The sequence below is a fragment of the Streptomyces hainanensis genome, from assembly GCF_004348415.1.
Taxonomy (GTDB): domain Bacteria; phylum Actinomycetota; class Actinomycetes; order Streptomycetales; family Streptomycetaceae; genus Streptomyces; species Streptomyces hainanensis.
In genome coordinates this window covers 1-2,482 of record NZ_SMKI01000724.1, presented here as the reverse complement: position 1 = coordinate 2,482, position 2,482 = coordinate 1, and the positions used below count along the sequence as shown (strand labels likewise).

The 2,482-nt window shown below is 72.8% G+C and carries 4 protein-coding genes; 3 read left to right on the top strand and 1 reads right to left on the bottom strand.

Annotated features, from left to right (window positions below; genetic code table 11):
• The first annotated feature begins 30 nt into the window (after positions 1-30).
• Positions 31-378, top strand: coding sequence for a hypothetical protein (locus E1283_RS35225; protein ID WP_132822236.1), 348 nt, complete (start codon positions 31-33; stop codon positions 376-378).
• A gap of 126 nt (positions 379-504) precedes the next feature.
• Here the strand turns inward: E1283_RS35225 and E1283_RS35220 are convergent, their stop codons facing one another.
• Positions 505-945, bottom strand: a complete 441-nt coding sequence (locus E1283_RS35220; protein WP_132822235.1) for a winged helix-turn-helix transcriptional regulator — start codon at positions 943-945, stop codon at positions 505-507.
• Between the two features lie 75 nt (positions 946-1,020).
• On the opposite strand from E1283_RS35220, the gene E1283_RS35215 reads away from it, so the two are divergent.
• Positions 1,021-1,854 (top strand): SDR family NAD(P)-dependent oxidoreductase, encoded by an 834-nt coding sequence (locus E1283_RS35215; RefSeq protein ID WP_132822234.1) that lies wholly within the window; start codon positions 1,021-1,023, stop codon positions 1,852-1,854.
• A 102-nt stretch (positions 1,855-1,956) separates the two neighbouring features.
• Positions 1,957-2,482, top strand: a 526-nt coding sequence (locus E1283_RS35210) for a hypothetical protein (RefSeq protein ID WP_132822233.1), incomplete at its 3' end; no start/stop codon positions are given.

The following is a 2,482-nucleotide window of genomic DNA, read 5'->3' as shown; positions in this document are numbered from 1 at the left end:
GTATAAGAGACAGAGTGGGGGCTGCCCGGGGTGGACATCCTCGGGCGCGGGCACTACGTGACCGTGCCGCCGGCGGCCTGGTGCTGGGGCGGCTGGCTCGGCGCCCCGGCCGTGCGGTGGCTGTCGCGGCCGATCGGCGACTGCCTCACCGACGCCGTGGCGTTGCGCGAGGCGTTGGCTGTGACGTTGCGCCCGCTGACTCATCCGGATGGTGGGCCGAACGTCACAGTGGTGACCGGCCTGGAGGGCCCCGTGCGGCCGGCCGTGCCGGTCACCTGCTCCTACTGCCTGCACGGCATCGTCACGGACGACGACCACGCCGCCGACTGCGCCTGGAAGCGGGGGAGGGCGGGACGGCGCTCAGCCGCGTCTCCCTGACCGGAGAGCGCGGCGGTCCTCGGCGTCGAGGCCCTCCAGCGCGTCGGCGAGTTCGTCCGTGACGTCGCGGGTCATCTCCTCGGCCACCGTCTCCACGGCGGCGCGGGGGCCGTCGCCTTCCTTCGGTCAACGCTGAGCGCGCCGGTCGCGGAGGGCGTGGGCGCGGGCCTCCTCGATCTCCACCTCGTGCCGCACCGCCCAGTCGGCCAGCGCCGACAGCGGTTCGAGCAGGGTGCCGCCCAGCGGGGTGAGGCTGTACTCCACGCCGGGCGGCACCGTCGGGTGCACCTCGCGCCGCACCAGGCCGTCCGTCTCCAGGTTGCGCAGGGTGCGGGTCAGCATCCGCTGGCTGATGCCCTCGATCGCCCGGTGCAGTTCGTTGTACCGGTGCGGCCGTTGCCCGAGCAGGATCACCAGCAGCATGCTCCACCGGTCGCCGACGCGCCGGAACGTCTCCCCGACCGGGCAGGCGGCGAACTCGTCGGCCGGCACCGGGCGGGGCAGGTCGTGGGCCAGTACCGAGGGCACCGTGGGCGGCGCGGGCACATCGGTGTGCGTACCGGACATCAAACTGCCTTCTTTCGGCGCTCGGCGGGGCCGCCGAGGATCGGACCAGTCGATGTCGAGCCTAGGGAGGACACCGTGTCGGGCCAACCACGGAAGACCGTGATCATCAGCGGCGGGACCACCGGCATGGGTCGTGCCACCGCGCTGGAACGGCTCGCTCGTGGGGACCGGGTCACGGTGATCGGCAGCGACGAGGCGAAGGGACGCGCGCTGGTCGAGGAGGCCGCCAACCCCGAACTGCGCTTCGTGCGCGCCGACCTGTCGTCGATCGCCGAGGTCGAGCGGGTCGTCGCCGACATCGGCGAGCGGTACGAGGCGGTCGACGCGCTGGGGTTGTTCGCCAACCGGGTCAGCCCCCGGCGGCGGGAGACGGCGGACGGCCTGGAGCACACCTTCGCCCTCTACTACCTGAGCCGCTACCTGCTCGGCCACGGCCTGCGCCCGCTCCTCGACGCCGCGCCGGCCCCCGTCGTCGTCAACGTCGCCGGCGTCGGCAACACGGCGGGCCGGATCCACTGGGACGACCCCCAACTGACGCGCCGCTACGGCCAGGTGCGCGCCCAACTCCAGGCGGGCCGGGCCAACGACCTGCTCGGCGTGGCGTTCGCCGACGGAGGCGCGAGCAGGGCGCGTTACGTCCTCTACCACCCCGGCTTCACCAGAAGCGGCCTGGACGGTCACGAGAACCCGGTCGTGCGCGGCGCGCTCCGACTCCTCGGCCGGTTCTTCGCCCGCCCGGTGGCCGAGTCGGTGCGGCCGATCGTCGAGTGGATCGACCGTCCGCCGTCGGACCCGCTCACCGCCGTCGACCGGGGAAAGCGGCTCGACCTTTCCCTGAAGACCCTCGATCCGCAGGACGCGGCCCGACTGGCGGAACACACCGAGGAGTTGCTGCGCGAGCTGAGGTGACGGTTTCTGTGACATTCCGGTGACACCGGACGGGGCAACCGGCCGCGGCGTTCACCTGTCCGATCAGGTGTACCCGCACCGTTCTCCTCGGAGGTATCCACCGTGAAGCAACGTCGCGCACGCCATGCCGCCGCCGGCGCCACGGCCGTCGCCCTCGTTCCCCTCGCCCTGTTCGGCGCCTCGCCGGCCCACGCCGAGGGCACGGCCATCGAGCCGATAGACATCTCCGAACTGCCCTACTGCGAGGACGCCGCGGACGACGAGTCGGTCGTCGTGGAGTTCGTCGACGTACCCGAGGGCGGGCCGGCCACCGCGTGGCAGGAGTTCACCTACCGCGTCACCAACCTCGGTGCGGAGCCGATCGCCCCGGTGTACGCCCAGGCCGACATGTGGGCCTGGGCGGACGACGGGGCGGACGACCCGTTCCCGTTCGACTTCGAGTGGAACGTCGACGGCGAGTGGCAGGACGTCCTGTTCGAGAGCGACTACGCGAACGGCTACTTCGGCATCGTGCGCGAGCTCCAGCCGGGCGAGTCGGCCGAGGCACGCCTGCGGGGGCGGGCGTTGGAGGACCGGTCGGGGTGGGCCGCGCTGAGCGCCGCGGTCAGGCACTACCCGGCCGAGGGGC